We start from the raw sequence: 25,568 nt of genomic DNA, 5'->3' as shown, positions 1-25,568 counted from the left end.
AAAGGCTCCGCAATCAGGAAGAGCAAGAAAGCCGGCTTTGCCGGCTTTCTTTATGCCGAATGACTCGTCCTTTGCTGGGGACAGCGCGACCGCCAATGTGAAAAACGTTACGAAGAATCAACGCGTTTGTGCCTAAGCTGACTGGCAAATCATTGGGCCAAAGGCTGTTCGGGGGCCGAACTGTCATGATTTGCACACAAACAACCGCCAGATGCAGGCGCATTGGGGTTTGATGAACTGACTCGGGCATGCTGACCAAAAAAGGCAAATACGGCCTCAAGGCCCTCGTGCATCTTTCCAGCCTGCCGGCTGGCCAGCTTGCATTCGTCAACGACATCGCGGTCGCCAACAACATCCCGAAGAAATTCCTGGATGCAATCCTCGGCGAGTTGCGCAATGCCGGTTTCGTGCAAAGCCGCAAGGGCAAGGAAGGCGGCTATCGCCTCGCTCGGCCGGCTGCCGAGATCAAGATCGGCCATGTCGTGCGTGTGCTCGACGGACCGCTGGCGCCGATCCCTTGCGCCAGCCGCACGCAGTACCAGCGCTGCGAGGATTGCGACGAGGCCACCTGCCAGGTCCGCCACATGATGCTGGAAGTGCGCCAGGCGATCGCCGAGGTGCTCGACAACCGCAGCCTCGCCGCCATGCGCGACGCCGACAACGACGATTTCCCGGCCGAACTGACATCGCAGATCTGAAGCGGCTCCGTCCCGCTACCATCGTCCTCGGTTGCCTGTCCGACATGGACGCAGTAAATCGCTGGAGGATGGAACGGGGCTTTCACGCATGAGGCTGCCTTGGCTTGGCAATTCCCGCAAGGCCAACCGTCAACCATCGTCCAGCGATATCTTTCGCACCGAGGTCATTGCGGACGTACCGGTGCCGGAGCGCGACGAGGCCGTCCGCTTCTTCAGCCGCAAGCTGGTCCGGCCTGGCAAATTGCGAAGCTTTTCCAATCGGGATCTGCGCGAGATCGTGCTGTCGTGCTTCTATCTCGCGGTCGCAGCGGTGCTGCCCGTCTCCTCTTGGGAGGCGATCTGCGGCTGGGTATCGAGGGTCCGGCGAAAACGCCATTTTCGCAAGGACTACCCCCGCTATGACGCCGCGGTCAGGGCGGTGCTTGGCGATGGTGTCGACACGCCGGGCATGTTCGCGGACGAACTCGCCGCCGTTCACCGCCGCCGCATGACGCTTGCCGCGCATCTTGTTCCAGGACGCGGCTGGTCGCCGACCATCCGGTTGGAAGGCCTCGAAGGCCTGCACGAGGCGTTGCGCCGCGGGCGCGGCGCCATCGTCTGGTGCGATCAGTTCACGGCTCAGACCATCATGGGCAAGCGCGCCCTCCACGAGGTCGGTATCGAGAGCCATCAGGTCAGCGCCGAGTTCCATGGTTTTTCGCCAAGCAAGTTCGGTCTCAATGTCATCAACCCGCCGCTGGTCAAGGTCGAGAACCGCTTCCTGAAAAGCCGGATCGTCTTCGAGCGCTCCGACGCCTACCAGGTGACGATACGCATCCAGAAGGTTTTGAAGGAGAACGGCGTGGTGCTTATGACAAACACCGTCTATGCCGGTTCCACCTTCGCCGAGGCCGCTTTTGGCGAGCATGGCTGGACCCACCTCGCATCGGCGCCGGCAAACTTCGCATCGCGCGCGGGTGCTGCGCTGTTCCATATGGCGACGCTGGAGACGGTGCCGTTTCGCGACTATCGGGCGATCGTGCGCGAGCTCAGTTCCGGTCCAAGGCCACCGGCCTCGGCAGCGGACGATAAGACGGCAAAGAACCTCGCCCTTCAGGCAGGCTACATCCTGTCGAAGCGCGACCACATGCTCGAAACGATCAAGCTCTGCCCGCAGCAGATGATGGTCTGGTCCAGTGCGGTGCGGCTCACCGAGCGGCCAACGGAAGCCGCCATCGACGACGAAAGCGCTTGAAGCGACTGGAATTACTCTAACCGAGCACCTCTTTGACTATCTCCGCCACTGGGTGCGTTCCGTCGATCGTCACCGCCCGCTCATCGGCGGCAGGCTCTTCCAGCGTGGCGAACTGGCTGTCAACCAGGCTTGCCGGCATGAAATGGCCCCTGCGGTTGGTGACGCGTTGCCAGGCGACCGCGCGGTCGATCTTCAGATAAAGGAAGACGATATCGGGGAAAAAGCCACGCAGCCGACCGCGATAGCTGCGCTTCAAGGCCGAGCAGGCGACCACCACCTTGCGGCTGTCCGTGACCGCGGCGGCTATCCGTTCGCCTATGGCGTCGAGCCAACCCTGGCGCAGTTCATCCGTCAGCGCTTCGCCGCGCGCCATGCGCGCTACGTTCTCCGCCGGATGCAGCCTGTCGCCCTCGATGTAGATTGCCCCGATGGCCTCGGCCAGAGCCTCTCCGACGATCGTCTTGCCCGAACCGGCGACGCCCATAACGACGATGGCCGGCGCCGAGCGGATATCGTTTGCGCCAGCCTCCAACGGCCTGGCTGCTGCCTCATCATCCACGGTCAGCGGCTCGCCGGCGCACGGCCATAAAGCAGAAGCATGGCGACGATGACGACGCCGTAGATGATCTGCCGTCCAGCTTCCGGCATCTGCATGACCGAGAGGATGGATTGCAGGAGCGTGATCAGGATGACCCCGGCGACGGTTCCGAGATAGGAGCCGCGTCCGCCGAGGATCGACGTACCCCCGAGCACGACGGCGGCGATCGACGGCAGCAGGTAGGCATCGCCCATCGACTGCGCCGCCTTCGAGGCATAACCTGCCAGAAGCACGCCACCGAAGGCCGATAGCCCGCCGGAGACGGCAAAGGCGATCATCACCACACGCCTTGTGTCGATGCCCGAGAGATAGGCGGCGCGCTCGCGATTGCCGATACCATAGACGGTGCGGCCAAAACCGGCGCGGGTCAGCACGAACACCATCGCCGCACCGATGACAGCCCAGATGATGACCGCGTTGGGCACGCCCGGAATGGTAAAGCCCGTGGCGAGGTAGCGCATGGCGCGGGTTGCTGAATCCTGTGGCGAGAAGCCGCCGGTGTAGACCACCATCAGCCCTTGCGCGACGGCGTTGGTGGCGAGCGTGATGATCATCGAGGGAATGCGCAGATAGGCGACGCCGATGCCGTTGACGATGCCGATCAGCACGCCGCAGAAGATGCCGAACGGAATGGCCAGCGCCACGCCGACCGGACCGTAAGCCGCTGCCGCGCAGGCCATCATCGCGCCCGCGGCTACCGACCACGGCACCGAAAGGTCGATCTGACCAAGCAGGACGACCAGCATCATGCCGGTGGCGATGACGCCGAGGAACGAAGCCACCTTCAACTGCTGCAGCAGATATTCAGGCGACAGGAAGCTGCGCGAATAGAGGCTGCCCAGGAACAGCAGCAGCACGATGCAGGCGAAAGCCGTCAGCACCGCCGGGTCGGCGCGGCGGATGAATTTCGGCATGCGGCCGGCAATGCCACCAAACGTCGTTTCGCTCACAGGAACCACTCCAGCCGGTTGCGGACCCGAAACAGGGCGAAGGCGCCGAGACTGACCGCGATCAGCAGGATAACGCCCTGGAACAAAGGCTGCCAGAGCGGATCGAAATCGAACACGAACAACAAATCGCCGATGGTGCGGAAGGCGAGCGCGCCGAAAATGGCGCCGATGGCGCTGCCCTTGCCGCCGAACAGCGAGACGCCACCGAGCACCACGGCGGCGATGGAAAACAGCGTGTAGGCGTTGCCGCTGGCATAGGCCGCGTCGCCCGTATAGGTGAAGAAGGTCAGGAACAGCCCGCCGATCGCCGCCAGCAGCCCGGCCAGAGTGTAGGCGGCGAATTTGCCCCGCCTTATCGGCACGCCGGACATATAGGCCGCCGTCTCCGACGAACCCGCCGCATAAGCCGCCCGGCCGAGCACCGAGCGGCTGAACGGCACCCAGATCACCAGCACGATGGCGAGCAGCACGACGAGGCTCGCCGGCACCACGCTGAACACGCGGCCGGTCAGCGCATCAGCCAGATCCTCATTGACTGAACCACCCGGGAACGGCCGCAGCAGAAGCCCGATGCCGTAATAGACGGCACCTGTGGCGATGGTGGCGACGATCGGCTGTAGCCGTCCGTAGATGACGATGGCGCCATTGATGGCGCCGCATAACAGACCGACCGCCAGCACAGCGATGACACCGAGCGTCGTCTGCATCGGCGTGCCCACCACCAGCCAGGAGGCCAGGCAGTTGGTGAGCAGAAAAATCATGCCAACCGACAGGTCGATGCCTGCGGTGATCACCACCAGCGTCTGCGCCATGGCGACGAAGGCGAGCAGCACGCCCTTGTTCGCCGCCGTCTGCACGACATTGGCGGTGAAGCCGGCCGGATGGTTCGATGTGTAGATGACGAACATGACGATGAAGATGCCGAGCGCCAGCAGCGTTCCGCGCTGCTCGGCCAGCCAGTAGCGCCAATCCTTCACGCACTTGCTCCCAGGCCCACCGGACTCTCCTTGCCATCAATGTTGAGCGCGCTTGAAATCAGCGCCCGCTCGGTGATCTCGGCGCCGACGAGTTCGCGCTTGACCGCCCCGTCATACAGCACAAGCACGCGGTCGCAGCAGCCGATCAGCTCGTCGTAATCGGTCGAATAGAAGAGGATCGCCGCACCCGCATCCGCCAGCTTGCGCATCAGCTGATAGAGCTCCTGCTTGGTGCCGACATCGATACCGCGCGTCGGATCGTTGAGCAGGATGATGCGTGGCTGGCGCATCAGCCATTTGGCGATAACCACCTTCTGCTGGTTGCCGCCCGACAGCGCCCCGACAGGAATGTCGAGCCCCGCCGTCTTGATCGCCAAAAGGCCAACCATGTCGTCGATCAGCCGCTGCTCGGCGGCCCGGTCGATGATGCCGCCCCTCGACAGCCGGTCGAGCGCGGCGAAGGACAAGTTCTCGCGCACCGTCATCGGCAGCATCAGCCCTTCGGTCTTGCGGTCTTCCGGGATCAGCGCCATGCCGATGTCATCCTGCCGCGCCTTGGCGGGACTGCCGATCGTCACCGGCTTGCCGTCGATCAGCACCTCGCCGGAAAGGCCGCGCAGCACGCCGAAGAAGGCGAGCAGCAATTCGCGCTGGCCCTGGCCGTCGAGGCCGCCGAGGCCGACCACCTCGCCTGCCCTGACGGTCAGCGAGACGTTGTCCAGCCGGTCGGTCCAGGAGAGCTTGCGGGCTTCGAGCCTCGGTGAGGCTGTAACCGGCACGGCCGCCGGCTTGGCCGGGAAGATGTGGCTGTATTCGCGGCCGATCATCAGCTCGACCACCTCATTGTCGCTCTTCGAGCCGGCCTTGTAGCTGGCGACGTTGCGGCCGTTGCGGAACACCGTGCACTGATCGGCGAGTTCCGCGATCTCGTTCATGCGGTGTGAGATGTAGAGCAGCGCCAGTCCTTCCGAGCGCAACCGCTTCAGCACGCCAAAAATGTTCGAGACATCCGCCGCGGTGAGCGCGGACGTCGCCTCATCGAGAATAAGGATGCGCGGCTTTCTGGCGAGCGCCTTGGCGATCTCGACCATCTGCCGGCGCGACAAGGGCAAGTCCTTGACCAATGCCAGCGGGTGGATGTCAGCAGCTCCCGCGCGCGCCAGCGCCTCCTCGGCGATACGGCGCTGCGCCTTGCGGTCGATCATGCCGAAGCGTTTGGGCGGGTCTGATATGACGATATTGTCGGCGACGCTGAGTTCGGGAACCAGCGACAGTTCTTGGAAGATGCAGACGATGCCGGCCTTGTTGGCCGCACCGGGCGAAGCGAAAGTCACCTCCCGCCCGTCCAGCATCATGCGGCCTTCGTCGGCCGCAACGACGCCCGCCATCACCTTGATCAGCGTCGATTTGCCGGCGCCATTTTCGCCAAGGATGGCGTGGATGCTGCCGGATGTGACCGAAAGCTCAGCCTTTTCCAGCGCTCGCACGCCTCCGTAGCGCTTGGATATGCCTTCCATCTGGAAGAGCGGAACCGCACCGTCCATCGGCCCTCCCGAGGCACCTTGATGACAGAATATCAGGTGGTCGGTGCCGTGGAGATCCCACGACACCGGGTGTTCAACCTACTGGTCAGCCTTGGTCTGACCCATGATTTCCTGGGCAGTGAAATTGATGCCGCAGGTCGGGAAGGAATTGCCGACGAAGAAATTGTCGGACTGGTCGGGGAAGAAATCCTGACCGGCCTTGAAGTTCGGATCCTCGACGATCGCCAGCGGCAGCTTGACCGACTGCGGGACGACGTTGCCTTCGAGTGCGGCGATCGCCGTCTTGATGGCGACGGCCACCTGGGCTGGGCCGGTGCCGGCCGACGAGCATTTCAGCCCGTCGCCTGCATGGGCCGCGCAGAACTTGCGGAAGCCGTTCTCGGTCTCGCCGCCAAACGGCACGAAAGGATGCTTGGCATCCATCATCGCCTGCACGATGCCGGTGTCGCCGCCTTGCCCGGTGATGCCGTCGAAGGGTCCATTGGTAGCAATCGCGTCGGCCGTCGCTTTCTGGGCCACGCCGTCGTCCCATTTGCCGACGACCTCGGTGACGGCCCACTTCTTGCCGGAACCATCGAGCACCTCGTGGATGCCCGCATGACGGTCCGTATCGACGGAAGTGCCGGCAACTCCGCGCACCTCGAGCACTTTGCCGCCGTTCGGCACATGCGAGACCAGCCATTTGCCCCACAGCTCGCCAAGACCTTTCTGGTCGACATTGACGTTGATGGCATCCTTGGTGTCGAGAATGTTGTCGAAGGCAACCAGCACGATACCGGCTTCCTTGGCGCGCTTGATCACCGGCCCAAAGGCGGTTGGGTTCTGAGCGTTGACGACGATTGCGTCGTAGCCGGAATCAATGAAGTTATTGATCGCCGAAATCTGCGCCGGCACGTCTTCGCCGGTCGAGACCACCTTGAATTCCTTCAGCTTCGCGGCGACGTCCTTCTGCGCCGCGTAGGCCTTCGCGGTCTGCACCATCTGGATGCGCCAGGTGTTGGCGATATAGCCGTTGGCGAGCGCGATGCGGTATGGGCCGGCCTTCTTTGGGAACTTGAAGAACTGCGTATCCGCGGCCCACGGTGCGAAGCAATCGGGCTCGGCAGCCGGGCCCTTCACGATTTCAGGACCCGCGGCAATCGCCGACGAGCTCAGCATAACGAATGCAGTGGCGGCAACGATGCCACCAACGAGTGACTTGATCATCGATATTCCTCCCATTTGCAGTTCTGATTTGTTGTTGGCTGCTGCACAATCGACGCGTTTGCCCAAGCACCTCCTGCCTTGGCTCGCCGCGGTTTCCAGGCGGTCAACGCCGACCTGATCTTCTCCCTTTCGCTCCCTCAAGCGGCTTAGAAAACTATCATATTATCAATAATAAACAAGGAGAATTCTGTCGCTTATGTATAATAAACAGAACTGACTTTTGTTGTGATTTTTCGCGGATGCCGAATGGTAGCGCTACCAAGGAATCCTGTAAAGCATCATTTCAGCGAACTCTAAGATACTCGGCGCGCCGTGCTTTCGCGGCGCATGAGCTCGAAACCGAGATCGACGATCCGCTGTTCCGGACGGTTTCCGGCGATTTCCGCCAGCGCCATGGCGACAGCGCGCCGGCCAATCTCATAGCGGTGGGTGCGGATGCTTGTGATCGACGGAAACGCCACCTGCATCATGTCGAGATCGTTGAAGCCGACGATGCCGATGGTCTTCGGCACATCGATCGCGGCGCGGTGGCATTCGAACAGCACGCCGATCGCGATATCGTCATTGTTGCAGAACACGCCGTCGAGCGTCGGCATCTTGGCCAGCGCATCGCGAAACAGTTCGCGGCCGAGCGACACACTCGACAGCACCGGCGTGGTGGTGATCAGCCGCGGGTCGAACAGGCCGGCCTTCTCCATCGCCGCGCGGTAGCCGGCAAGGCGCCGCTGCGAGCGTGGATCCATGCGCGCGCCGATGAAGCCGATGCGACGATACCCGGCTTCGATCAGATGCTCCGTCGCCATCCTGCCGCCGTCGAGATGCGAGAAGCCGACCATCATGTCGACGGGGTCGGGTCCGGTCTCCATGACCTGCACCACCGGGCAGCCGGCATTCTCCAGCAATCTTCGCGAGGTCGGCGTCTGGTCGATGCCGGCCACGATCAGCGCCGCGGGACGTTGCGATCCAAAGACCTGAAGCAGCCGCTCTTCCTCGAGACCGGAATAATGCGTGTTGCCGAGCTGGATGCGGAACGGGCTGTCGGACAAACTGTCATAGATGCCGCGCACCACTTCGGCGAAGACATTGTTGGTGAGCGACGGCACCAGCACGCCGAAGACCTCGGCGCGCGCCGAGGCCAGCGCACGCGCATTGGGGTCGGGCACATAGCCCAGTTCATCGACCGCGGCCTGTATCTGCCGTCGCAAATCTTCCGACACCCGGCCGGGCTCGCGCAGGGCGCGCGACACGGTGATGGCGCCAACGCCGGCCTTGCTCGCCACGTCGGCAATGGTCGGGCGGCCGCCGCCCCGGCGCGAGCGCGGCTTGGTCAAGGACGCCTGCCCGGCGGCAGAGCGAGGCCGCTACGCACTTGCAAAACCATATTCAGCGTCTTTGCCATCAACCATCATGCCAACCGGCCTGGTGCCACACTCTCGGCACTGGGGTCGCGCAGCCTTGGGTGGTTGTCAAGCGACGCGGTTGCGCCCGTGATCGGCTGGAGAGATGCCTCAGGCCATTGCCGGTGCGTTGCCCCTCGCCTTCCACATGAACAGCCCGATCGCCAGTATGTTCAGCAAATTCCAGGCGATGCCGTTCAGGAACGCGGCGGCATATGAGCCCGTCAGGTCATAGATCCAACCTGACATCCAGCCGCCGATCGCCATGCCGAAAATCGTCGCCATCATGACGATACCGATACGCTGGCCGGCCTCCTTGGCAGGCAGATATTCACGCACGATGATCGCGTAGCAAGGCACGATGCCGCCTTGCGACAGGCCGAACACCAGCGACACGATGTAGAGCGAAGCGAGCCCGTCGAACGGGATATAGAAGAGCAGCGACAGGCATTGCAGCACTGAACCGATGATCAAGGTTTTCGCCCCACCGATGCGGTCGGCGATAAAGCCAGAAGCAAGCCGGCTGACGACGCCCGCCGCCATCATGATCGACAGCATGTCGGCGCCATGCGCGATGCCGTAGCCAAGATCCATGCAATAGGCGACGATGTGCACCTGCGGCATCGACATCGCCACGCAGCAGCCGAGGCCGGCGACGACCAGCAGCCCCTGCAGCGCCGCCGGCGACATCGCAATCGGTTGCACCAGCCGGCTTCCCCGCGAGCCGGCCGCCGCCGCGTCCGGAGCGCCGCGCCGCAACAACAGCACCAGCGGCACCATGGTGACCAGGCAGAAGATGCCGATCGCGGCATAGGTGAAGCGCCAGCCTTCCGCCTTGATCAGCGTCGGCATGATGGTCGGCCAAAGCGCGCCGGCGAGATAGTTACCGGCGGCCGCCGCCGTGACGGCAACGCCGCGCCGGCGGTTGAACCAGTGCGAGATGTCGGCGATCAGTGGCCCGAAGATCACCGACGTGCCGATGCCGATCAGCACCCCTTGCGCAAGGGTGAATTGCAGGATCGAGGTCGAGAGCGCCGCGAGCAGAAGGCCGGCGGAGAGCGCCACGGAAGAGATCAGCGCCGGGATCCAATAGCCTATGCGGTCGATGGCGCGGCCAACCAGCACGTTGCCGGCGGCAAAGCCGACCATGGTCGCGGTGTAGGGCATGGACGCCGCGGCGCGGTCGACGCCGAACTCGGCCTGCACGGCGGGCAGCACCACGACGACGGCCCACATGCCGACCGCACCGATCGTGGCGAGCAGCACCGAAATGGCGAGCCGCATCCAGGCGTAGCCGCTGTCGATGCCGGGACTGTTGGCCCTATTTGCAGATACCGTCGTCAAAGGCGTTTCCTGTCCCGCTGTTCTCGAAACTTGACGGGTTCCCAGCCCACTATCGGCTCATTTGCAGGACCGAGCAGCGCCACGACCGGCAAATCCGTGACTCCAGAAGCTGGAACCGGCCTCACCCGATGGAGTTGTGCCTTGAGAAAGGAGTTTCGCCATGACCGCCAGGAAGAAATGGTCGGCCGATGTGACCGAGCACAGCGACGCGATGGATCTTGAGGACCACGTGTTTGAATCCCACGATGCGAAAAAGATCGCTGCCTCGCTCAAACGCTCGGCCGAACACAGCGACCGCCGCAAGGCCGAGCCGTTCCAGTCCGCCATGTCGATGTTGAATTTCTACATCAACCGCGCCGGCAAGAACCTGCCCGAAGAGCGCAAGAAGGTGCTGGAAAAGGCCAAGGACGAGCTGCGTGTCGCCTTCGGCCGCGAGAAGCAGGATTAGGATCAGGTCTACCGGCGGATGGCCACAGGCGCTAACGCGTTTGAATGACTTCGTCGGTATTGGCCAGCAGCTTGCGGACCGCGTTGCGGGCAGCATCCGGTCTTTGCAGCCGGATGTTCTTCTCGATCGCTTCATGCAGCTTCTGGGCGTGATGGAGGTCGTCCAGCTCACGTGTCGTGTAGGTGAAGAGATGGTCGAAGGCGGATTCGATCAGCACGCCGAGCGGCACCAGCAGATCGTTGCCCGAGGCCCTGAGGATGGCGAGGTGGAAGCGCGTATCGGCCCGCGTGCGCTCCTGCAGGTTGGTCGCCTCGCCCATTTCGCGGCAGGCCATGCTGATCTCCGCCATCTGCTCGTCGGTGCGCCGCATCGCCGCGAAGGCGGTCGCCTCCGGCTCGATGATGTGGCGGAACTCCTGCACAGTCTTCAGGAACACCTCGCGGTCGGGCGAGGTCGCATACCAGGCCAGCACGTCGCGATCGAGCAGGTTCCAGCGCTCCTTCGGCTCGACCCAGCTGCCGATCTTAGGGCGTGATGCGAGCAGGCTCTTGGCCATCAGCATCTTGATGGCTTCGCGCACGGCCGACCGGCTGACGTCGAAGGTTTCCGACCATTTGGCTTCGTTGGGCAGGATGGTGCCCGGCGGGTAGTCGCCGCGCACTATCCTGAGGCCGATCTCGCTGGCCAGGGACGTATGCACGCTGGCGCCCGGCATGCGCGCCGCATTGGGCCGGCGAACGCCGGCGGGGCGCTCCGCGGCAGGCGTTTTCGTCGGCCCTTTTTCGTTGTTCGGCTTCGCGTCGCGCATGTGATCCAGAGATTCCGGTTTTCAGGGGCTGTCAAGCACGACAAGCCAGCTTTGCCATAACGTGCACGGATGTGCACAGCTCAACCAGCGTTTGTTGCCCTCTCACGCGGTTTTGACGTATTTGCGCCAGCTATGCTCGGGTCGGAAGCCGAGCATTTCGCGCGCCTTGCGGTTCGAAAGCAGCGTCTCATATTCGCCGAGCTCAGCCTTCACCGGCACGCCCGGATAGAAGCGTTTCAAAAGCTCCGCGGTCGGCAGGTCGGACGAGGTGTCGTCATTGGCGGCGTTGAACACCTGGTAGCCCAGCCCATCCTTCTCGATGGCGCGAAGCGTGATCTGGCCGAGATCGCGGGCATCGATATAGCTCCAGGCGATCCGCTTGCGAAAACCCGGATCGGCAAACCATTTCGGGAACAGTGAATATTCATGCGGCTCGATGACGTTGCCGATGCGCAGCGCATAGATGTCGGCGCCGCTGCGCAGCGCAAAGGCGCGCGCCGTCTTCTCGTTGACGATCTTGGACAGCGCATAGGAGTCCATCGGATCGACGTCATAGTCCTCATCCAGCGGGAAATGCGTCGGATTGCGCGGCTCGTTGGCAAAGACCAGGCCGTAAGTCGTCTCCGAGGAGGCGATGATCACCTTGCGGATGCCGAGCTTCACCGCTGCCTCGACGACATTGTAGGTGCCCATCGCATTGATGCGGAACACCTCATTGTCGGGCGTGATCATGATGCGCGGAATGGCGGCGAAATGCACAACGGCGTCAACCGGCTGGGCTCTCAGCGACGGATCGAACTCGTGCAGCCCCATATAGCTCGACAGCGCGTTGAACACCTGGCCGCTGTCGGTGATGTCGGTGATCAAAGTGCGCACCTTTGGATTGTCGAGCGGCTTGGTGTCGATGTTGAGCACCTGGCAGCCATGCTCGACCAGATATTGCACGACATGGCGGCCGGCCTTGCCGCTGCCGCCGGTGAACATGATCCGCTTCGTCATTTCTGCTCTCTCCACATCGCTTGGCATTGAGGTGTATTGTCAGACAATATTGCATTCCGCAACCATATGCGGCAAGAACCATGACGCGATTATCGATAATCCCAGAGCCGAACAAACCACAGGACAACCCACATGACCACGAACGCGGTGCGCGAAAACATCGGCTTCATCGGCCTCGGCTTGATGGGGCACGGCATCGCCAAGAACATCGTCGACAAGGGCTATGCGCTGACCTTCCTCGGCAGGAAGAACCGCAAACCGGCGGACGACCTGGCTGGCCGCGGCGCCAAGGAAGTGGCGACCTCCAAAGAAGTGGCGGCGGCCTCCGACATCGTCTTCATCTGCGTTACCGGCTCGCCCGAGGTCGAGGCGATCATCCGCGGCCCCGGCGGGCTGAAGGAGGGCTTGAAGAAGGGCGCGGTCGTCGTCGATTGCTCGACATCCGATCCGGTCTCGACCGTGGCTTTGGCCGCCGAACTCAAGGCGCTCGGCGTCGACTATGTCGACGCGCCGCTCAGCCGCACGCCGAAGGAAGCCTGGGAAGGCACGCTCGACGCCATGGTCGGCGCGCCGGACGCGGTGTTCGCCAGGCTGAAGCCGGTGATCGAGACCTGGGCCGGCCGCATCGTCCATATCGGCGACACCGGCGACGGCCATCGCATGAAGCTGCTCAACAACTTCATTTCGCTGGGCTACGCGGCAATCTACGCCGAAGCCCTCACGCTGGCCGAGAAAGTCGGCATCTCGCCGCAGCGTTTCGACAGCGTCATCCGCAACGGCCGCATGGATTGCGGCTTCTACCAGACCTTCATGCGCTGGACGCTTGAGGGCGATCGCGACGCCCATAAATTCTCCATCGCCAATGCCTTCAAGGACCTGACTTATCTCGGATCGATGGCGGGCGCCGCAGGCATCGCCAATCCGCTCGGCAACGCCACCAAGAACTCATTTGCGACGGCCTTCGCCGCCGGCCCCGCCGAGCAGTACGTGCCGATGCTCGCCACCCATATCGGCAAGCTCAACGGCGTCGACCTGATGCCGACGAAGGATGGCGTGAAGCAGAAGATCTGAGACGGAAGGCGCCTTTCGCCGAGGATGCGACTTTGAAAAAGCCAGGGGCGCCTCGCGGCGCCCCTTTGATATTCCGGATGAAGCCGTCGCCTACCTCTGGATGCAGGTGTCGGCCGTTTCCTTGGTGCATTCGTCGAGGCCGGTGAAGACCGGATCGTCGACCTTCTTGCCGGCGATGAGGTCGATCATCACCGAAGGCGCCTTGTAGCCCATTTCGAACGGCCGCTGGCCGACCAGCGCGGTCACCAGGCCCTCCTTGGCGATCGCCACCTCGTCGCCGATCGTGTCGGCGGCGCCAATGACGAAGTCGTTCTTGGCGATCTTGTCGGCCAGCGGCTTGAACAGGTCGCGATAGGGCTGCGGTGCGCCGAACAGCGGCCAGCCGCCCATGATGCCGAAGGCGGAAAGGTCGGGATTGGCAGCGAGGATGTCGGTCATCGCCTGCACGCCCTTGGCGCCGTCGTCATTGGTGAACACCGGGCAACCGGCGACCTCGGTCCAGCCACCTTCGCCGGCAAGAGCGGCAAGGCCTTCCTTGCCCGACAGCGCATCGCGCATGCCTTGCGCGCGGCGCAGGATGTTGTCGGCCGCGGGATTGCCTTCGATGGTGCAGATCTTACCGCCGCCCGGCTTGGCTTTCTTGATGTATTCACCGATCTTCTTGCCCATCAGGTAATTGTCGGTGCCGAGATAGGTCTTGCGAAGCGCTGCGTCGTCCTTGCTCAGGTCGGCGTCGACCGTCATGATCGGGATCGTCGGCTTGGCGCTCTTGAGGGTCTGCGCGATCAACGGCGCGTTGGACGGCGAGATCGCCACCGCGGCCGTATCCGGCTTGCTCAGCACATCCTGAAGGATCTGGGCTTCGCCGGCTTCATCCGAGGTCGATGCCGGGCCGGTGTAGAAGCATTCATACTCCGAGCTGGCGTTTTCCTTGTTCCATTTCTCGCAGCCCTGGTGGATGGCTTCGAAGAACGGGTTGTCGAGGCCCTTCACGACGATGACGAGCTGTTTCTTGGCCAAAGCCGGCCCGGCGCCCAGCGCCATCGCGGCGACGGCGGCGAGCAAAAGTGTTTTCCTCATATCAGTCCTCCCTTGAACCAGACGGACACGGCGTGCCCGCCATACAGATCAGCTCGGGATGCAAGAGAACGCGATCGCAACCGACCCGTACCTTCCCCGTGCTGATAAGCATTTGCCGATCCGTCGCCAGTTCGAACGAATACTGACGTCGCCGGACCCTGATCATCAAATCCATTTGCCCGCCTCTGCGCCAGACAGCCGCCGACGACGAGCAAAAACTTCCTCCGAGGCTTAGCTAATATCGGCTTTTCACCAACGTCAATTGCTATTTGTCCTACAAAACGGATTTTTCGTCGAGACTCGAAATTAATCGTCTGACAATTGATTGACGCCTTTGCCGGCATTAGCCTAAATGCGGGCATCGCGCTCGCTTGGGAGGAACAGGGCGGGCGACCTGCGTCACGCCGATCGTCCATGGCGAAGGATAGCGCTAGAAAAGGGGAGGCTTAAGGCTGGTGCCAGTTCTCGAACTCGCCAACATCTCGAAGCATTTCGGCGCCATCCAGGCGGTCAACGACGTGTCGTTTTCGCTGGAGGCCGGCGAGGTCGTCGGCCTGATGGGCGACAACGGCGCCGGCAAGTCGACGCTGGTCAAGATGATCGCCGGCAATTTCCATCCGAGCCACGGCACCATGCGTCTGGACGGCAAGGAGCTTGTCCTGCACAAGCCGGCGGAGGCGCGCCAGCACGGCATCGAGATCGTCCACCAGGACCTTGCGCTCTGCAACAATCTGACGGCTGCGGCAAATGTCTATCTCGGCCGTGAGCTGCGACGTGGCTTCGGCCCGCTGCGCATTCTCGACTATGGCGCGATGTACAAGCGCGCCGGCCAGCTCTTCGCCGAGCTGAAATCCGAAACCCGCCCGCGCGATCTGGTCAAGCAGATGTCGGGCGGCCAGCGCCAGGCGGTGGCGATCGCCCGCACAATGCTGTCGCAGGCCAAGATCGTGCTGATGGACGAGCCGACGGCGGCGATCTCGGTCCGACAGGTCGCCGAGGTGCTGAACCTGATCCGACACCTTCGCGACCAAGGCATTGCGGTCGTGCTGATCAGCCACCGCATGCCCGACGTCTTCGATGTCGCCGATCGCGTCATCGTCATGCGGCGCGGCCGCAAGGTGGCCGACAAGAAGATCGCGGCGAGTTCACCCGAGGAAGTCACCGGGCTGATCACCGGCGCCATCGAACAGGTGGCGTGATCTTGCGCCCTCTCAGGAAAGGTCGATAATGGCAGTCACCCTTGACCAGACGATCGCGCAGAAGCAGCACACATTGCTGTCGCGGCTCTTTGCCAACCAGACCTTCTGGGTGGTGATCGCGGTCATCCTGGCTTGCCTGTTCCTGTCCTTCGCCACCGATTCCTTCGCCACCTCGAAGAACCTCTACAACATCACCCGCAACATCACCTTCGTTGCCATCGTGGCGCTGGGCATGACCTTCGTCATCATCACCGGCGGCATCGACCTTTCGGTCGGCTCGGTGCTTTGCCTGTGCTCGATGATACTGGCCGTCACCATGCATGCCGGTTACTCGATCGAGGTCGGCATATTGGCTTCGATCGCAACCGCGCTTGCCGTCGGCGCCTTCAACGGCGTGCTCATCGCCTATCTCGGCTTCCCGCCTTTCGTGGTGACGCTCGGCGTGCTGTCGGTGGCGCGCAGCCTTGCCATGGTCGCGTCCAACAACACGGTGGTGTTCCAGTTCGGGCCGGACCATCAGAAACTTCTGGCGCTCGGCGGCGGCGCCTGGCTGTTCGGCATCGCCAATCCGGTGCTCTACATGATCATCCTGGCCCTGATCACCGGCTTCACCCTGCGCTGGACCAAATTCGGCCGGCACATCTTCGCCATCGGCGGCAACGAGCATGCGGCAACGCTGACCGGCGTTCCGGTCAAGCGGATCAAGGTCGCGGTCTATATGATCTCGGCGCTGTCGGCCGGGGTGGCCGGCATCATCCAGACCGGATGGCTGGGCGCCGTCACCACCAATCTCGGCACCGGCATGGAGCTGCAGGTGATTGCCGCCACCGTCATCGGCGGCGCCAATCTCGCCGGCGGTGTCGGCACCGCCTTCGGCGCTATTGTCGGCGCCGCGCTGATCGAAGTGATCCGCAACAGCCTCGGCCTGCTTGGCATAAACGCCTTCTGGCAAGGCACCTTCATCGGCGGCGCCATCATCCTGGCGGTGCTGTTCGACCGCCTCCGCAATTTCAGGCGCAGCGATTAGCGCTACACCTCCTATCGCTCAGTCTGAAAATCCATTTTGGCGTCGAGAACGCGGGTTCGGCCGCGTTCTGCCCGCCTTGACGCGGCCGGACCCCAGCCGCACTATCCCTTGGCAGGCGAAGGGAGGCCAGCGCCTGCGGGAGGAACGATACCCATGACGGACGCGATCAGGCTCTATTGGGGCCGGTTCGGACATGTCTCCGTGCTGAATGTCGCCAACGACTTCGTCACCCATGCGCATGGCGAAGCGCATCTCATTATCTGGCTGGAAGGCACGGCCGGCGAAATGACCATCGGCCGCGAGACGGTGCGGCTTGGGCCGGGGACAGCGGCCGGCATCAATTCGTTCCAGCCGCACAGCCACGCGCTTTCGCACGACGGCAAGCCCGGCCTGTTCCTGGCCTTCTATATCGATCCCGATTGGGCACGCCGGCGCCGCGATCTGCCCTGCTCGGCTCCGTTGTTCACGCGGGCTGCGATTACGCTGGAGCCTTGGTTGCATCAGGCGGCGGCCAATCTGCTCGACCACCTCACCGACAATGAAAGCATCGACGACGTCGCCAATTACGAGATCGAGCGCTTCATCGACTCGGTGCTCGACGCGGCGGATGCCTCGGCGCCCCGGGCGGTGCGGGCACGCATCAACACGATGCTCGATTTCCGCGTCCGCAAGGCGATCCAGCTGATGAAGGCCAATGTCTGCGAGCGCATCTCCTTCGACGACGTCGCCCGATCGGTTGGCCTGTCGCGGCCGCATTTCTTCGCTTTGTTCAAGGAACAGACCAACCTGACGCCCAACGTCTACTGGAACACGCTGCGCATGGAAGAGGCCGTACGCCAGTTGCAATGGTCGCAGGAACCGCTGATCTCCGTCGCCTGCAATCTCGGCTTCACCACCCAGGGCAATTTCTCGCGCTTCTTCCGCGATCATGTCGGCGTGCCGCCAACGCTCTACCGCGAGGCGGCGCGGGCGATTGCCTGAGCTAAGCCATCGCCTCCAACTTGCCGGTTTTTCAGACTCGTTGATAGCACCGCAAGACGCATTGATAAGCGCAACATCAGCTGCCGACCTACCCTCGCAGCATCCTGGAATATGAGGGGAAGATCACATGGTTGCCGTCACCGTCTCCAGCGTCATCGACGCCCCGGTCGAAAAGGTCTGGGCGCGGATACGCGACTTCAACGGCCTGCCGGGCTGGCATCCACGCATGGTCGAAAGCCATATCGAGGACGGCAAGGACGCCTCGACGATCGGCTGTGTGCGCAATTTCGAGCTGGCCAGCGGCGCGCGGCTGCGTGAACAGCTGCTCGATTTCTCCGATGAGAACTTCCTCGTCAGCTACTCGATCCTGGAGACCCCCAGCCGCTAACCAATCACAAGGCGACGCTGCAATTGCGCCGCGTCACCGATGGCGACCGCACCTATGCAGAATGGACCGCCAGCTTCGACGCTGCCCCAGAAGAGGCCGACAAGCTCGCCGCCGGCATGGGCGCCAATGTCTTCCAGGGCGGCTTCAACGCCCTGAAGAGCCATTTTAGCGGCCAGAGCTGAAGGAGCGGCCCATGGCGCTGGCACTCCAGACTTTCGCAACGGTGAAGGACGCGAACGCGGCGCTGAAAGCCCAGGGCGCGCGCTATCTCGGCGGCGGCACGCTGGTCGTCCGCGCGGCCAATGAAGGTGATGTTTCGGTCTCCGGCCTGATCAGGTCGACCGACCCGGCCCTGTCGGCCATCGTGGTTTCAGGCGACGCGGTCCGCATCGGCGCTTCGGTGACGATGGCGGCGATCGCCCGCCATCCGGACCTTGCCGCCCTTGCCAAGGCCGCACGCGCGGTTGGCGGCCCGGCAATCCGCAACATGGCGACCGTCGGTGGCAATCTGTTCGCACCTGCGCCCTACGGCGACTTCGCCGTTGCCCTGCTGGCGCTCGATGCCCTGGTCAGTACCGATGACGGCGAATTGCCCATCGAGACCTTTCTGGCCGCGCGGGATGACAGCCGTGCCATCGTCACGTCAGTCAGCTTCACGCTGCCAAAAGCCGACAACTTCCGCTTCCTGAAAGTGTCACGGGTCAAGCCCAAGGGTGTCTCGGTGCTCAGTATCGCCGCCGTTCTCGAGCTGGCTACCGACGGCGCCGTGTCCTCGGCGCGGATCGCGCTCGGCTGCATGGCCGACCGGCCGATGCGCGCCAAGGCGGCGGAAAAGGCGCTTCTAGGAAAGACGCTTGACCGGGACGGCATCGCAGCAGCGCTGGCCGCCGGCACCGAAGGCATCGCGCCGATCACCGATCCGATCGCCAGCGCCTGGTACCGCGCCGAAGTCCTGCCGGTCCATCTCGGCCGGTTGCTGACGAAGTAAATCCGTGGGGACGCGCGTCTGTCCGGTCGATCCGGGCAGGCGCGCAGGGGAGGAAGAATGGCCAAGGTCCCGGTTCAATTCACGCTCAACGGCTCGGAAAAAGCCGAATTCATCGACAGCGGCACGACGCTGCTCAACGCCTTGCGCGACAAGATCGGCGATACCTCGCCGAAGGGCGGTTGCCACCAGGGCACGTGCGGCGCCTGCTCCGTCATCGTCGATGGCGAACTCAGGCTGTCTTGCCTGACACTGGCAGAGACCTGCAACGGCGCTAGCATCACCACCACATCCGGCCTCGCCGAAGGCGGTGTTCTGCATCCGCTGCAGCGCGCCTTCCTCGATGCCTTCGCCACGCAATGCGGCTTCTGCACGCCAGGCATGATCATGGCCGCCAAGGTGCTGCTCGACCATACGCCCAATCCCAGCCGCGAGGACGTGGTCGAGGCGCTATCCGGCAACATCTGCCGCTGCACCGGCTACGAGCCGATCATCCAGGCGGTGCTCACCGCTGCCCGCGCCAATTCGCAGAACGCCGCCTGAGGGGAAGCAACATGGAACTGCGGAAAAACTACTTCGCCGATATGCGCAAGGACGATCTGCACGAGATCGGCCAGCCAAGACCGCGTTCGGATCTGCCCGGACATGCCACCGGCAAGACCGCCTATTTCGCCGACCGCACCTTTCCCAACATGCTGCATTTGAAGATGGTGCGCAGCCCGCATCATCATGCCCGTATCCGCTCTATCGACACATCCGAAGCGGAAAAGCATCCCGGCGTGGTGAAAATCCTCACCGCCAAAGATGTGCCGCACAATGTCTACACCATCCTGATCCTGATCCAGATCGGCCCCGAGGACGAGACAGTGCTGGCCGACGGCAAGGTTCGCTGGAAAGGCGAGGCCGTGGTGGCGGTGCTGGCCGAGACCGAACGCGCCGCCCAGGAAGCCGCCGCCAAGGTCAAGGTCGACTATGAGGTGCTGCCGGCGGTCTTCGACATGGAGGAAGCGCTGAAGCCCGGCGCGCCGCTGGTCAACGAATATCACGGCCAGAACTATTATCTCTATGACAGCGGCGAGTGCCGCAAGGTGCGCTTCGGCGATGTCGAGGCGGGTTTTGCCGGCGCCGATCACATCCTCGAACAGAGCTACCAGTCCTCGCCGATCGAGCATGCGCCGACCGAGACCACCGGCTGCGTGGTAGTGCCCGAAGGCAATGACCGTTTCACCTGCTACACCAACACGCAGGCGATGTTCTTCACCCTCGACAACGCCTCGATCATACTGCAGATGCAGGGCTCGAAGCTGCACTTCGTCGGCGGCACCGTCGGCGGCGGCTTTGGCGGCAAGGTCGACGTCATCGTCGAGCCCATCGCCATCCTCGGCGCCAAGCTGACCGGCCGCCCGGTCTCCTTCATCTACAGCCGCGAGGAGGAGATGCAGATCTCGTCGCCGCGTGCGGCCGAAAAAGTCGTCATCAAGGACGGCGTCATGAAAGATGGCCGCATCATCGCCCGCAAGGTCACCGGTTATACCGATGCGGGCGCCTATTCGCGCCATTCGCCCTATGGCGCGCAGAAGGGTGCCGGGCACTATCCCGGCCCCTACACGGTCCCCAATGTCTGGATCGACACCTATTGCGTCTACACCAACCGCACGCCCTCGTCGGCCATGCGCGGCTTCGGCGTCACCATCGGCGACTTCGCCCTTGAAGTGCAGATGGACAAGCTGGCGCGGCTGATCGGCATGGATCCACTCGAATTCCGCTTCATCAACGCCTACCGCGATGGCGACATGAAGGCGCATCGCCAACCGACCGAAGGGGCGGCCCTCATCGAGTGCATGCAGGAGGCTTCGCGCGCCGCCAACTGGCCGGTGGCGGAGAAATACATGACGATGTCTTCCTACAGGAAGGGGGCCTGAGATGGCGATCCGACGCGGACGCGGCGTCGCCGCGATCAACTATCCCACCGGCATGAACCTCGGCGGCGACCCGACCCAGGCGCTGGTCCACTCGACGCCGACCGGCAATTTCATGGTGACGCTGTCATCCGTCGATCTCGGCCAGGGCCTGAAGCAGATCATGGCGCAGATTTGCGCCGAGACGATCGGTGTGCCGACCGACCGCGTCGTCGTCGACACCGCCGACACCGATACCGGCCCGCATTGCATGGGCACCTTCGCCTCGCGCGGCACGCACCGCGCCGGCAATGCCGTCATCCAGGCGGCAAAAGAAGCGCGCCAAGTGATGCTGGAAGTTGCGGCCGAGGAACTTGAAGTGAACGCCTCCGACCTCGATACCGACGGCCAAGGCAACATAACGGTCAAGGGCGCGCCGCAAAAGTCGATCTCGATCTTCGATGTCGCGCTGTCGGCGCATTTCAAGCGCGGCCGCTCGATATCAGGCCGCGGCATGTTCCTGATCCCGCGCTCTTATCCCGAGAAAGAAACCGGCGCGATGAAGCCCTCGACCTGCTACGCCCACGCCTGCACGGTGGCCGAGGTCGAGGTCGACGACGAGACCGGCGAAGTCACCGTGCTGACGGTGAAGAACGTCTTCGAGATCGGCCGCGCGCTGAATCCGAAAATGGTCGAGCAGCAATTGGTCGGCGGCTCCTGGATGGGCATCAGCCACGCGCTCTATGAGACGACCGAGCCTTACTATCCCAACCGCGACCATGGCGGCACCGACTTCAATCAATATCTGATGCCCGGCCCCGGCGATCTCGCCGAGACCGAGATCATCGTGCTGGAGCGGCCGTCAGCCGATGGACCGTACGGCGCCAAGGGGCCGGGTGAAATGTGCGCCAACCCGCAAATCCCCGCCGTCGCCAATGCCGTCTTCGACGCCGTCGGCGTGCGCATCGACACGCTGCCGATCACGCCGGAACGCATTTTGCGTGCGCTCAAGGCGCAAGCGGCGAACTGAGGACCAAAATGAACTGGACCAGCGCAGAGACTGTCGCGACCTCGCCGGAGGCGGTGGCGCAGCATCTCGCCGCCTCGCGCTATCTGGCCGATGACAGTCTCGCCACCGCCATCTTCCTGGCCATTCGGCTCGGCAAGCCGCTGTTGCTGGAAGGCGCGCCGGGCGTCGGCAAGACGGAAGCGGCCAAGGCAATCGCCGAACTGCTTGGCCGCGATCTGGTGCGGCTGCAATGCTACGAAGGCATCGACGCCGCGCATGCGCTCTACGAGTGGAACTACCAGCGCCAACTGCTCGCCATCCGTCATGCCGGCGAGCATGAGATCGACATCTATGACGACCGCTTTCTGATCGCCCGGCCGCTGCTGCAGGTGTTGCGGGCACCGGAGCAGCGTGTGCTGCTGGTCGACGAAGTCGACCGTTCCGACCACGAATTCGAAGCGCTCCTGCTCGAATTTCTGTCCGACTTCCAGATCAGCATTCCAGAGCGCGGCACTATCCGCGCTGCTGCCCAGCCGATCGTCATCCTGACCTCGAACCGTACCCGCGAACTCGCGGAAGCCTTGCGCCGGCGCTGCGTCTATCACTGGATCGGCTATCCCGATGCCGAGCGCGAAGCCGCCATCATCATGCTGCGCGCTGGCGATGTCGCCGAGGCAACGGCACGTGCCGTGGCGGCTGCGGTGCAGACCATCCGCGCGCGCCCGCTGGCCAAGCCGCCCGGCATCGCCGAGGCGGTCGAATGGGCCAATGCCGCGACCATCCTCGAAAAAGGCGGCAGCCCATGGCCCGAAGCCTTCCGCCGCGCCATTGGCGTTCTGATCAAGGATGAGGAAGACCTGTCCTACATCGCGCCCGAACTTGGCCGCATCGTCGAGGAGGCGCTGGCGTGATGCGGGACCTCAACAATTCCTTCTCCCCGTTCACGGGGAGAAGGTGCCCCGAAGGGGCGGATGAGGGGCGGCGCCATGATCATCAGAAGTCGGCGCCGCCCCTCACCTGCCTGCCGGCATCAGGGGTCGAGCCGCCTGTCTCGACCCGTCCTTCGGACCCCGTAAACGGGGCGAGGAGAGCCTACCCGCGCCGCGGCCCCCTGCTCAGCTTCGCTCGTCTCTTGCGCCGCTACAGTTTTGCCGTCGCACCCGAACAGGTTTCCGGCTTCATGCAGGCAGTGACGTTGCTCGGCCCCCGCTCGATGGCCGACATCCGTGAGGCGGCACTTGCCACGCTGGCACCACCACCCGACCGCCGCGACGAATTCGAGGCGCATTTCCAGAGCCACTTCTACGGCAACATTTCAGCCGTGTTCGAAGGCGACGCCGACGAGGAAACCCGCATCAAGGACAACGGCGGCACGCGCGAAGAAGAGCGCGAGACCACGCGCCAGGAGAAGGGCGGCGAGCTATCCTCAGCTCTCGAGCAACTGAGCACTCGCGAATTCCAGCGCGACGACGATAGGCTGACCGCCTTTCGCCGCAAGCTCTCATCTGCCCTGCCCGCGCGCCGCTCCTTCCGCACCGTGCGCACCCATTCGCGTGGCAAGCTCGACCTGCGCCGCTCGCTCAGAGATTGTCAGCGCCGATGGCGACGTACCCTCGCCACTGCTGCGCCGCCGCCAGACCGTGCCGCGCAAGCTTTTGCTGCTGATCGATGTCTCCGGCTCGATGAAATTGCACACGGCGGACTATCTCAAGCTCGCGCATGCCGCCGTGCAAGGTGCTGACAGGGCGGAAATCTTCACCTTCGGCACGCGGCTCACCCGCATCACCTCGGCATTGCGCATCCGCGATCGCGACCAGGCGCTAACGCGCGCGGCCGCCCAGGTCGACGACTGGGACGGCGGCACCCGCATGGGACCGACATTGCTCGCCTTCTTGTCGGTGCCGCGCTTCTCGGCCTTCGCGCGCGGTGCCGCGATCGTCATCCTGTCGGATGCGCTGGAGCGCGGTGATCATGCCGAGTTGGAAACAGCCATGCGGCGGCTCAGTGCCCGCGCCTTCCGGCTGTCGCTGGCCACGCCCTTGGCCGGTGACCCGCGCTTCCGCCCGGCCACCGCAGCGCTTCGCGCCATCCTGCCGCTGCTCGACGATCTGGTCGACGGCTCCTCGCTCGCCGGCCTCACCGATTTCATCCTGTCGCTCGCCCGCCCTGCTCCGGCGGCATCGACAACCTGGAAAAGGGTATCGTGATGCAGAAAGCCATCGACGCGCATTTCCATATCTGGCGCCAACAGGACCAGCCCTGGCTGGTCGGCCCGATGGTGCCGCGCATCTTCGGCCCCTACGAGCCGATCCGCCGCGACTATCCGATCACGGAATTCCTCGGGGACCAGAAGGGATCCGGCATCGAGAAGGCCGTCTACGTCCAGACCAACTGGGCCAAGGAGGATTTCGAAAAGGAGGTCGCCTTGCTGCAGAAGACATCTGACGAGACCGGCTGGCCGCACGCCATTGTCGGCTATGCGGATATGACGGTCGACGATGTCCGCCCACAGATCGACCGGCTGATGAAATACAAGCTGCTGCGCGGCGTGCGCATGCAGCTCCATTGGCACGAGACGCCCGCCTTCCGCTTTGCCGCCTCGGCGGACCAGGTAATCGATCCCAAAGTGCGCGCCAACGTGGCCCGGCTGAAGGACCATGGCCTATCCTTCGACCTGCAGCTTTTCCCCGCTCAGATGAAGGACGGGCTGATGCTGGTTGGCGAGAATCCGCAAACCAATTTCATCCTGACGCATGCGGGCATGCTGACCGGCATGGAGCCCGAAACCACGGAAGCCTGGAAGGCCGGCCTGCATACGCTTTCGACCGCGCCGAACTTCTACGCAAAGCTGTCGGGGCTGGGCACTTTCGAGCACCGCAACGATCCGGGACTGATCGTCTATATCGTCGACAACGCGATCGAAATCCTCGGCAGCGACCGGCTGATGTTCGGCTCGAACTTCCCGATCGAAAAGCTGTGGACCAGCCACGCCGAACTCATCAAGGCGCACCGCGCGGCAGTGGCCCGCCACGGAGCGCAAGCCGAGGCGGATATCTTCTGGAACACGGCGGAGAAGGTATACCGACCAGTGTAGCGCTCTTTTTCCTTCTCCTCTTGTGGGAGAAGGTGGATCGGCGCGCTGCGCCGAGACGGATGAGGGGTGTTCCAGCGGAGTGAGACGCCGCTGTTTCCTGGAACACCTCATCCGTCGCCTTCGGCGACACCTTCTCCCACAAGGGGAGAAGGGAGCCGGCGCCTCACTTCACCTCGAATTGCGGATCGACCGGGATCTGCATGGCGGTGACCAGATGGTTGGTCTGGCCGGCAAGGCCGATGATCGATACCAGCTCGCCATGCTGCACATCGGTCATGCCCTTGGCGCGGGCCGCCGCCGTGTGCGAATGGATGCAATAGGAACAACCATTGGCGACCGAGACGGCGATATAGATCATCTCCTTGGTCAGCGGATCGATGGCGCTGTCGGCCATCATCACCGCCTTGAGCTGCTCCCACACCCGCTTCAATGCCGCCGGATCGTTGGCCAGCCCCCGCCAGAAATTGTTGACGAAATCGGACTTTCGCGTCGCGCGGATATCGTCGAACACGGCTTTCACCGCCGGGATTTTTTCGACCTCGGCGTCGCTGAGGAGTCTTGTGGTGGCCATGATGCGGTCCTTTCGTGTGGATTGAATCAGGTGTTGAACAATTGCAGCCAACCACCTTGGAT

Annotated in this window: 24 protein-coding genes and 2 pseudogenes; 15 read left to right on the top strand and 11 right to left on the bottom strand. The window is 63.4% G+C overall.

The window, feature by feature from the left end:
- Positions 1-248: 248 nt before the first annotated feature.
- Positions 249-698: an RrF2 family transcriptional regulator gene (locus ACVDG8_RS30980; protein ID WP_140821031.1), complete on the top strand. Its 450-nt coding sequence runs from the start codon at positions 249-251 to the stop codon at positions 696-698.
- Positions 699-786: 88 nt separating this feature from the next.
- Entirely contained in the window at positions 787-1,932 is a 1,146-nt protein-coding gene (locus ACVDG8_RS30975) for a hypothetical protein (RefSeq protein ID WP_455707363.1), read from the top strand.
- A 16-nt stretch (positions 1,933-1,948) separates the two neighbouring features.
- Here the strand turns inward: ACVDG8_RS30975 and ACVDG8_RS30970 are convergent, their stop codons facing one another.
- The 7 genes from ACVDG8_RS30970 to ACVDG8_RS30940 all read right to left on the bottom strand — a co-directional run bounded on the left by ACVDG8_RS30970 (position 1,949) and on the right by ACVDG8_RS30940 (position 9,888).
- On the bottom strand, positions 1,949-2,491 hold the full coding sequence (locus ACVDG8_RS30970) for a gluconokinase (RefSeq protein ID WP_447251856.1): 543 nt from the start codon (positions 2,489-2,491) through the stop codon (positions 1,949-1,951).
- Between the two features lie 2 nt (positions 2,492-2,493).
- On the bottom strand, positions 2,494-3,480 hold the full coding sequence (locus ACVDG8_RS30965; RefSeq protein WP_447251855.1) for an ABC transporter permease: 987 nt from the start codon (positions 3,478-3,480) through the stop codon (positions 2,494-2,496).
- Positions 3,477-4,457, bottom strand: coding sequence for an ABC transporter permease (locus ACVDG8_RS30960; RefSeq protein WP_447251854.1), 981 nt, complete (start codon positions 4,455-4,457; stop codon positions 3,477-3,479). The genes ACVDG8_RS30965 and ACVDG8_RS30960 overlap by 4 nt, the downstream gene beginning before the upstream one ends.
- Positions 4,454-6,001: a sugar ABC transporter ATP-binding protein gene (locus ACVDG8_RS30955; RefSeq protein WP_447251853.1), complete on the bottom strand. Its 1,548-nt coding sequence runs from the start codon at positions 5,999-6,001 to the stop codon at positions 4,454-4,456. Before ACVDG8_RS30955 ends, ACVDG8_RS30960 begins: the two co-directional genes overlap by 4 nt.
- A gap of 78 nt (positions 6,002-6,079) precedes the next feature.
- Positions 6,080-7,207, bottom strand: a complete 1,128-nt coding sequence (locus tag ACVDG8_RS30950) for a sugar ABC transporter substrate-binding protein (protein ID WP_447251852.1) — start codon at positions 7,205-7,207, stop codon at positions 6,080-6,082.
- A gap of 293 nt (positions 7,208-7,500) precedes the next feature.
- On the bottom strand, positions 7,501-8,538 hold the full coding sequence (gntR, locus tag ACVDG8_RS30945) for an HTH-type transcriptional regulator GntR (protein WP_447251851.1): 1,038 nt from the start codon (positions 8,536-8,538) through the stop codon (positions 7,501-7,503).
- A 177-nt stretch (positions 8,539-8,715) separates the two neighbouring features.
- The gene (locus ACVDG8_RS30940) at positions 8,716-9,888 is read right to left on the bottom strand and encodes an MFS transporter (protein ID WP_447257142.1); all 1,173 of its coding nucleotides are present in this window, start codon (positions 9,886-9,888) and stop codon (positions 8,716-8,718) included.
- A gap of 220 nt (positions 9,889-10,108) precedes the next feature.
- Between ACVDG8_RS30940 and ACVDG8_RS30935 the strand changes: the two genes are divergently transcribed.
- On the top strand, positions 10,109-10,396 hold the full coding sequence (locus tag ACVDG8_RS30935) for a DUF3175 domain-containing protein (RefSeq protein WP_447251850.1): 288 nt from the start codon (positions 10,109-10,111) through the stop codon (positions 10,394-10,396).
- Positions 10,397-10,427: 31 nt separating this feature from the next.
- On the opposite strand, the gene ACVDG8_RS30930 is transcribed toward ACVDG8_RS30935, so the two are convergent.
- Positions 10,428-11,204, bottom strand: a complete 777-nt coding sequence (locus ACVDG8_RS30930) for a FadR/GntR family transcriptional regulator (protein WP_447251849.1) — start codon at positions 11,202-11,204, stop codon at positions 10,428-10,430.
- 102 nt (positions 11,205-11,306) lie between these two features.
- Positions 11,307-12,203 carry an NAD-dependent epimerase/dehydratase family protein gene (locus ACVDG8_RS30925; protein WP_447251848.1) on the bottom strand — a complete coding sequence of 299 codons (897 nt, stop codon included), beginning with the start codon at positions 12,201-12,203 and terminating at the stop codon, positions 11,307-11,309.
- A gap of 132 nt (positions 12,204-12,335) precedes the next feature.
- Here ACVDG8_RS30925 and ACVDG8_RS30920 point away from each other — a divergent pair, with 132 nt between their 5' ends.
- On the top strand, positions 12,336-13,274 hold the full coding sequence (locus ACVDG8_RS30920) for an NAD(P)-dependent oxidoreductase (protein ID WP_455707362.1): 939 nt from the start codon (positions 12,336-12,338) through the stop codon (positions 13,272-13,274).
- 90 nt (positions 13,275-13,364) lie between these two features.
- Here ACVDG8_RS30920 and ACVDG8_RS30915 read toward each other — a convergent pair whose 3' ends face one another.
- Entirely contained in the window at positions 13,365-14,354 is a 990-nt protein-coding gene (locus tag ACVDG8_RS30915) for a sugar-binding protein (protein ID WP_447251846.1), read from the bottom strand.
- A gap of 455 nt (positions 14,355-14,809) precedes the next feature.
- On the opposite strand from ACVDG8_RS30915, the gene ACVDG8_RS30910 reads away from it, so the two are divergent.
- From ACVDG8_RS30910 to ACVDG8_RS30860, 11 genes and pseudogenes are all read left to right on the top strand, one after another.
- A complete protein-coding gene (locus ACVDG8_RS30910; RefSeq protein ID WP_447251845.1) occupies positions 14,810-15,553 on the top strand; it encodes an ATP-binding cassette domain-containing protein in 744 nt (247 codons plus the stop codon).
- Between the two features lie 28 nt (positions 15,554-15,581).
- The gene (locus ACVDG8_RS30905; RefSeq protein WP_447251844.1) at positions 15,582-16,580 is read left to right on the top strand and encodes an ABC transporter permease; all 999 of its coding nucleotides are present in this window, start codon (positions 15,582-15,584) and stop codon (positions 16,578-16,580) included.
- 153 nt (positions 16,581-16,733) lie between these two features.
- Complete coding sequence (locus ACVDG8_RS30900; RefSeq protein WP_447251843.1) at positions 16,734-17,561, top strand: helix-turn-helix domain-containing protein; 828 nt, start codon at positions 16,734-16,736, stop codon at positions 17,559-17,561.
- A gap of 127 nt (positions 17,562-17,688) precedes the next feature.
- Positions 17,689-18,131: pseudogene (locus tag ACVDG8_RS30895) on the top strand (SRPBCC family protein).
- An 11-nt stretch (positions 18,132-18,142) separates the two neighbouring features.
- Positions 18,143-18,937: an FAD binding domain-containing protein gene (locus tag ACVDG8_RS30890; RefSeq protein WP_447251841.1), complete on the top strand. Its 795-nt coding sequence runs from the start codon at positions 18,143-18,145 to the stop codon at positions 18,935-18,937.
- Between the two features lie 57 nt (positions 18,938-18,994).
- The gene (locus ACVDG8_RS30885; RefSeq protein WP_447251840.1) at positions 18,995-19,477 is read left to right on the top strand and encodes a (2Fe-2S)-binding protein; all 483 of its coding nucleotides are present in this window, start codon (positions 18,995-18,997) and stop codon (positions 19,475-19,477) included.
- A gap of 11 nt (positions 19,478-19,488) precedes the next feature.
- Positions 19,489-20,856 (top strand): xanthine dehydrogenase family protein molybdopterin-binding subunit, encoded by a 1,368-nt coding sequence (locus ACVDG8_RS30880; protein WP_455707361.1) that lies wholly within the window; start codon positions 19,489-19,491, stop codon positions 20,854-20,856.
- A gap of 1 nt (position 20,857) precedes the next feature.
- Positions 20,858-21,862, top strand: a complete 1,005-nt coding sequence (locus tag ACVDG8_RS30875) for a xanthine dehydrogenase family protein molybdopterin-binding subunit (RefSeq protein ID WP_447251838.1) — start codon at positions 20,858-20,860, stop codon at positions 21,860-21,862.
- A gap of 8 nt (positions 21,863-21,870) precedes the next feature.
- Complete coding sequence (locus ACVDG8_RS30870; RefSeq protein ID WP_447251837.1) at positions 21,871-22,752, top strand: AAA family ATPase; 882 nt, start codon at positions 21,871-21,873, stop codon at positions 22,750-22,752.
- 221 nt (positions 22,753-22,973) lie between these two features.
- A pseudogene (locus ACVDG8_RS30865) lies at positions 22,974-24,048 on the top strand (vWA domain-containing protein).
- Positions 24,048-24,935: an amidohydrolase family protein gene (locus ACVDG8_RS30860; protein WP_447251835.1), complete on the top strand. Its 888-nt coding sequence runs from the start codon at positions 24,048-24,050 to the stop codon at positions 24,933-24,935. Before ACVDG8_RS30865 ends, ACVDG8_RS30860 begins: the two are co-directional and overlap by 1 nt.
- A 163-nt stretch (positions 24,936-25,098) precedes the next feature.
- Here the strand turns inward: ACVDG8_RS30860 and ACVDG8_RS30855 are convergent, their stop codons facing one another.
- Positions 25,099-25,506 carry a carboxymuconolactone decarboxylase family protein gene (locus ACVDG8_RS30855; protein ID WP_447251834.1) on the bottom strand — a complete coding sequence of 136 codons (408 nt, stop codon included), beginning with the start codon at positions 25,504-25,506 and terminating at the stop codon, positions 25,099-25,101.
- Positions 25,507-25,568: the final 62 nt, after the last annotated feature.

The organism is Mesorhizobium sp. ORM8.1 (assembly GCF_053005525.2).
Note: the sequence above shows the minus strand (reverse complement) of the source record. Positions and strands in the feature narration are given on the sequence as shown.

What these genes read in the sequence shown, in the direction of transcription:
- ACVDG8_RS30860 (WP_447251835.1), top strand. Translation starts at nt 24,048, where the DNA reads ATGCAGAAAGCCATCGACGCGCATTTCCATATCTGGCGCCAACAGGAC.
- ACVDG8_RS30890 (WP_447251841.1), top strand. Translation starts at nt 18,143, where the DNA reads ATGGCGCTGGCACTCCAGACTTTCGCAACGGTGAAGGACGCGAACGCG.
- ACVDG8_RS30880 (WP_455707361.1), top strand. Translation starts at nt 19,489, where the DNA reads ATGGAACTGCGGAAAAACTACTTCGCCGATATGCGCAAGGACGATCTG.
- ACVDG8_RS30980 (WP_140821031.1), top strand. Translation starts at nt 249, where the DNA reads ATGCTGACCAAAAAAGGCAAATACGGCCTCAAGGCCCTCGTGCATCTT.
- ACVDG8_RS30915 (WP_447251846.1), bottom strand. Translation starts at nt 14,354, where the DNA reads ATGAGGAAAACACTTTTGCTCGCCGCCGTCGCCGCGATGGCGCTGGGC.
- ACVDG8_RS30870 (WP_447251837.1), top strand. Translation starts at nt 21,871, where the DNA reads ATGAACTGGACCAGCGCAGAGACTGTCGCGACCTCGCCGGAGGCGGTG.
- ACVDG8_RS30905 (WP_447251844.1), top strand. Translation starts at nt 15,582, where the DNA reads ATGGCAGTCACCCTTGACCAGACGATCGCGCAGAAGCAGCACACATTG.
- ACVDG8_RS30975 (WP_455707363.1), top strand. Translation starts at nt 787, where the DNA reads ATGAGGCTGCCTTGGCTTGGCAATTCCCGCAAGGCCAACCGTCAACCA.
- ACVDG8_RS30950 (WP_447251852.1), bottom strand. Translation starts at nt 7,207, where the DNA reads ATGATCAAGTCACTCGTTGGTGGCATCGTTGCCGCCACTGCATTCGTT.
- ACVDG8_RS30940 (WP_447257142.1), bottom strand. Translation starts at nt 9,888, where the DNA reads ATGCGGCTCGCCATTTCGGTGCTGCTCGCCACGATCGGTGCGGTCGGC.
- ACVDG8_RS30855 (WP_447251834.1), bottom strand. Translation starts at nt 25,506, where the DNA reads ATGGCCACCACAAGACTCCTCAGCGACGCCGAGGTCGAAAAAATCCCG.
- ACVDG8_RS30935 (WP_447251850.1), top strand. Translation starts at nt 10,109, where the DNA reads ATGACCGCCAGGAAGAAATGGTCGGCCGATGTGACCGAGCACAGCGAC.
- ACVDG8_RS30875 (WP_447251838.1), top strand. Translation starts at nt 20,858, where the DNA reads ATGGCGATCCGACGCGGACGCGGCGTCGCCGCGATCAACTATCCCACC.
- ACVDG8_RS30920 (WP_455707362.1), top strand. Translation starts at nt 12,336, where the DNA reads ATGACCACGAACGCGGTGCGCGAAAACATCGGCTTCATCGGCCTCGGC.
- ACVDG8_RS30885 (WP_447251840.1), top strand. Translation starts at nt 18,995, where the DNA reads ATGGCCAAGGTCCCGGTTCAATTCACGCTCAACGGCTCGGAAAAAGCC.
- ACVDG8_RS30930 (WP_447251849.1), bottom strand. Translation starts at nt 11,204, where the DNA reads ATGCGCGACGCGAAGCCGAACAACGAAAAAGGGCCGACGAAAACGCCT.
- ACVDG8_RS30925 (WP_447251848.1), bottom strand. Translation starts at nt 12,203, where the DNA reads ATGACGAAGCGGATCATGTTCACCGGCGGCAGCGGCAAGGCCGGCCGC.
- ACVDG8_RS30955 (WP_447251853.1), bottom strand. Translation starts at nt 6,001, where the DNA reads ATGGACGGTGCGGTTCCGCTCTTCCAGATGGAAGGCATATCCAAGCGC.
- ACVDG8_RS30900 (WP_447251843.1), top strand. Translation starts at nt 16,734, where the DNA reads ATGACGGACGCGATCAGGCTCTATTGGGGCCGGTTCGGACATGTCTCC.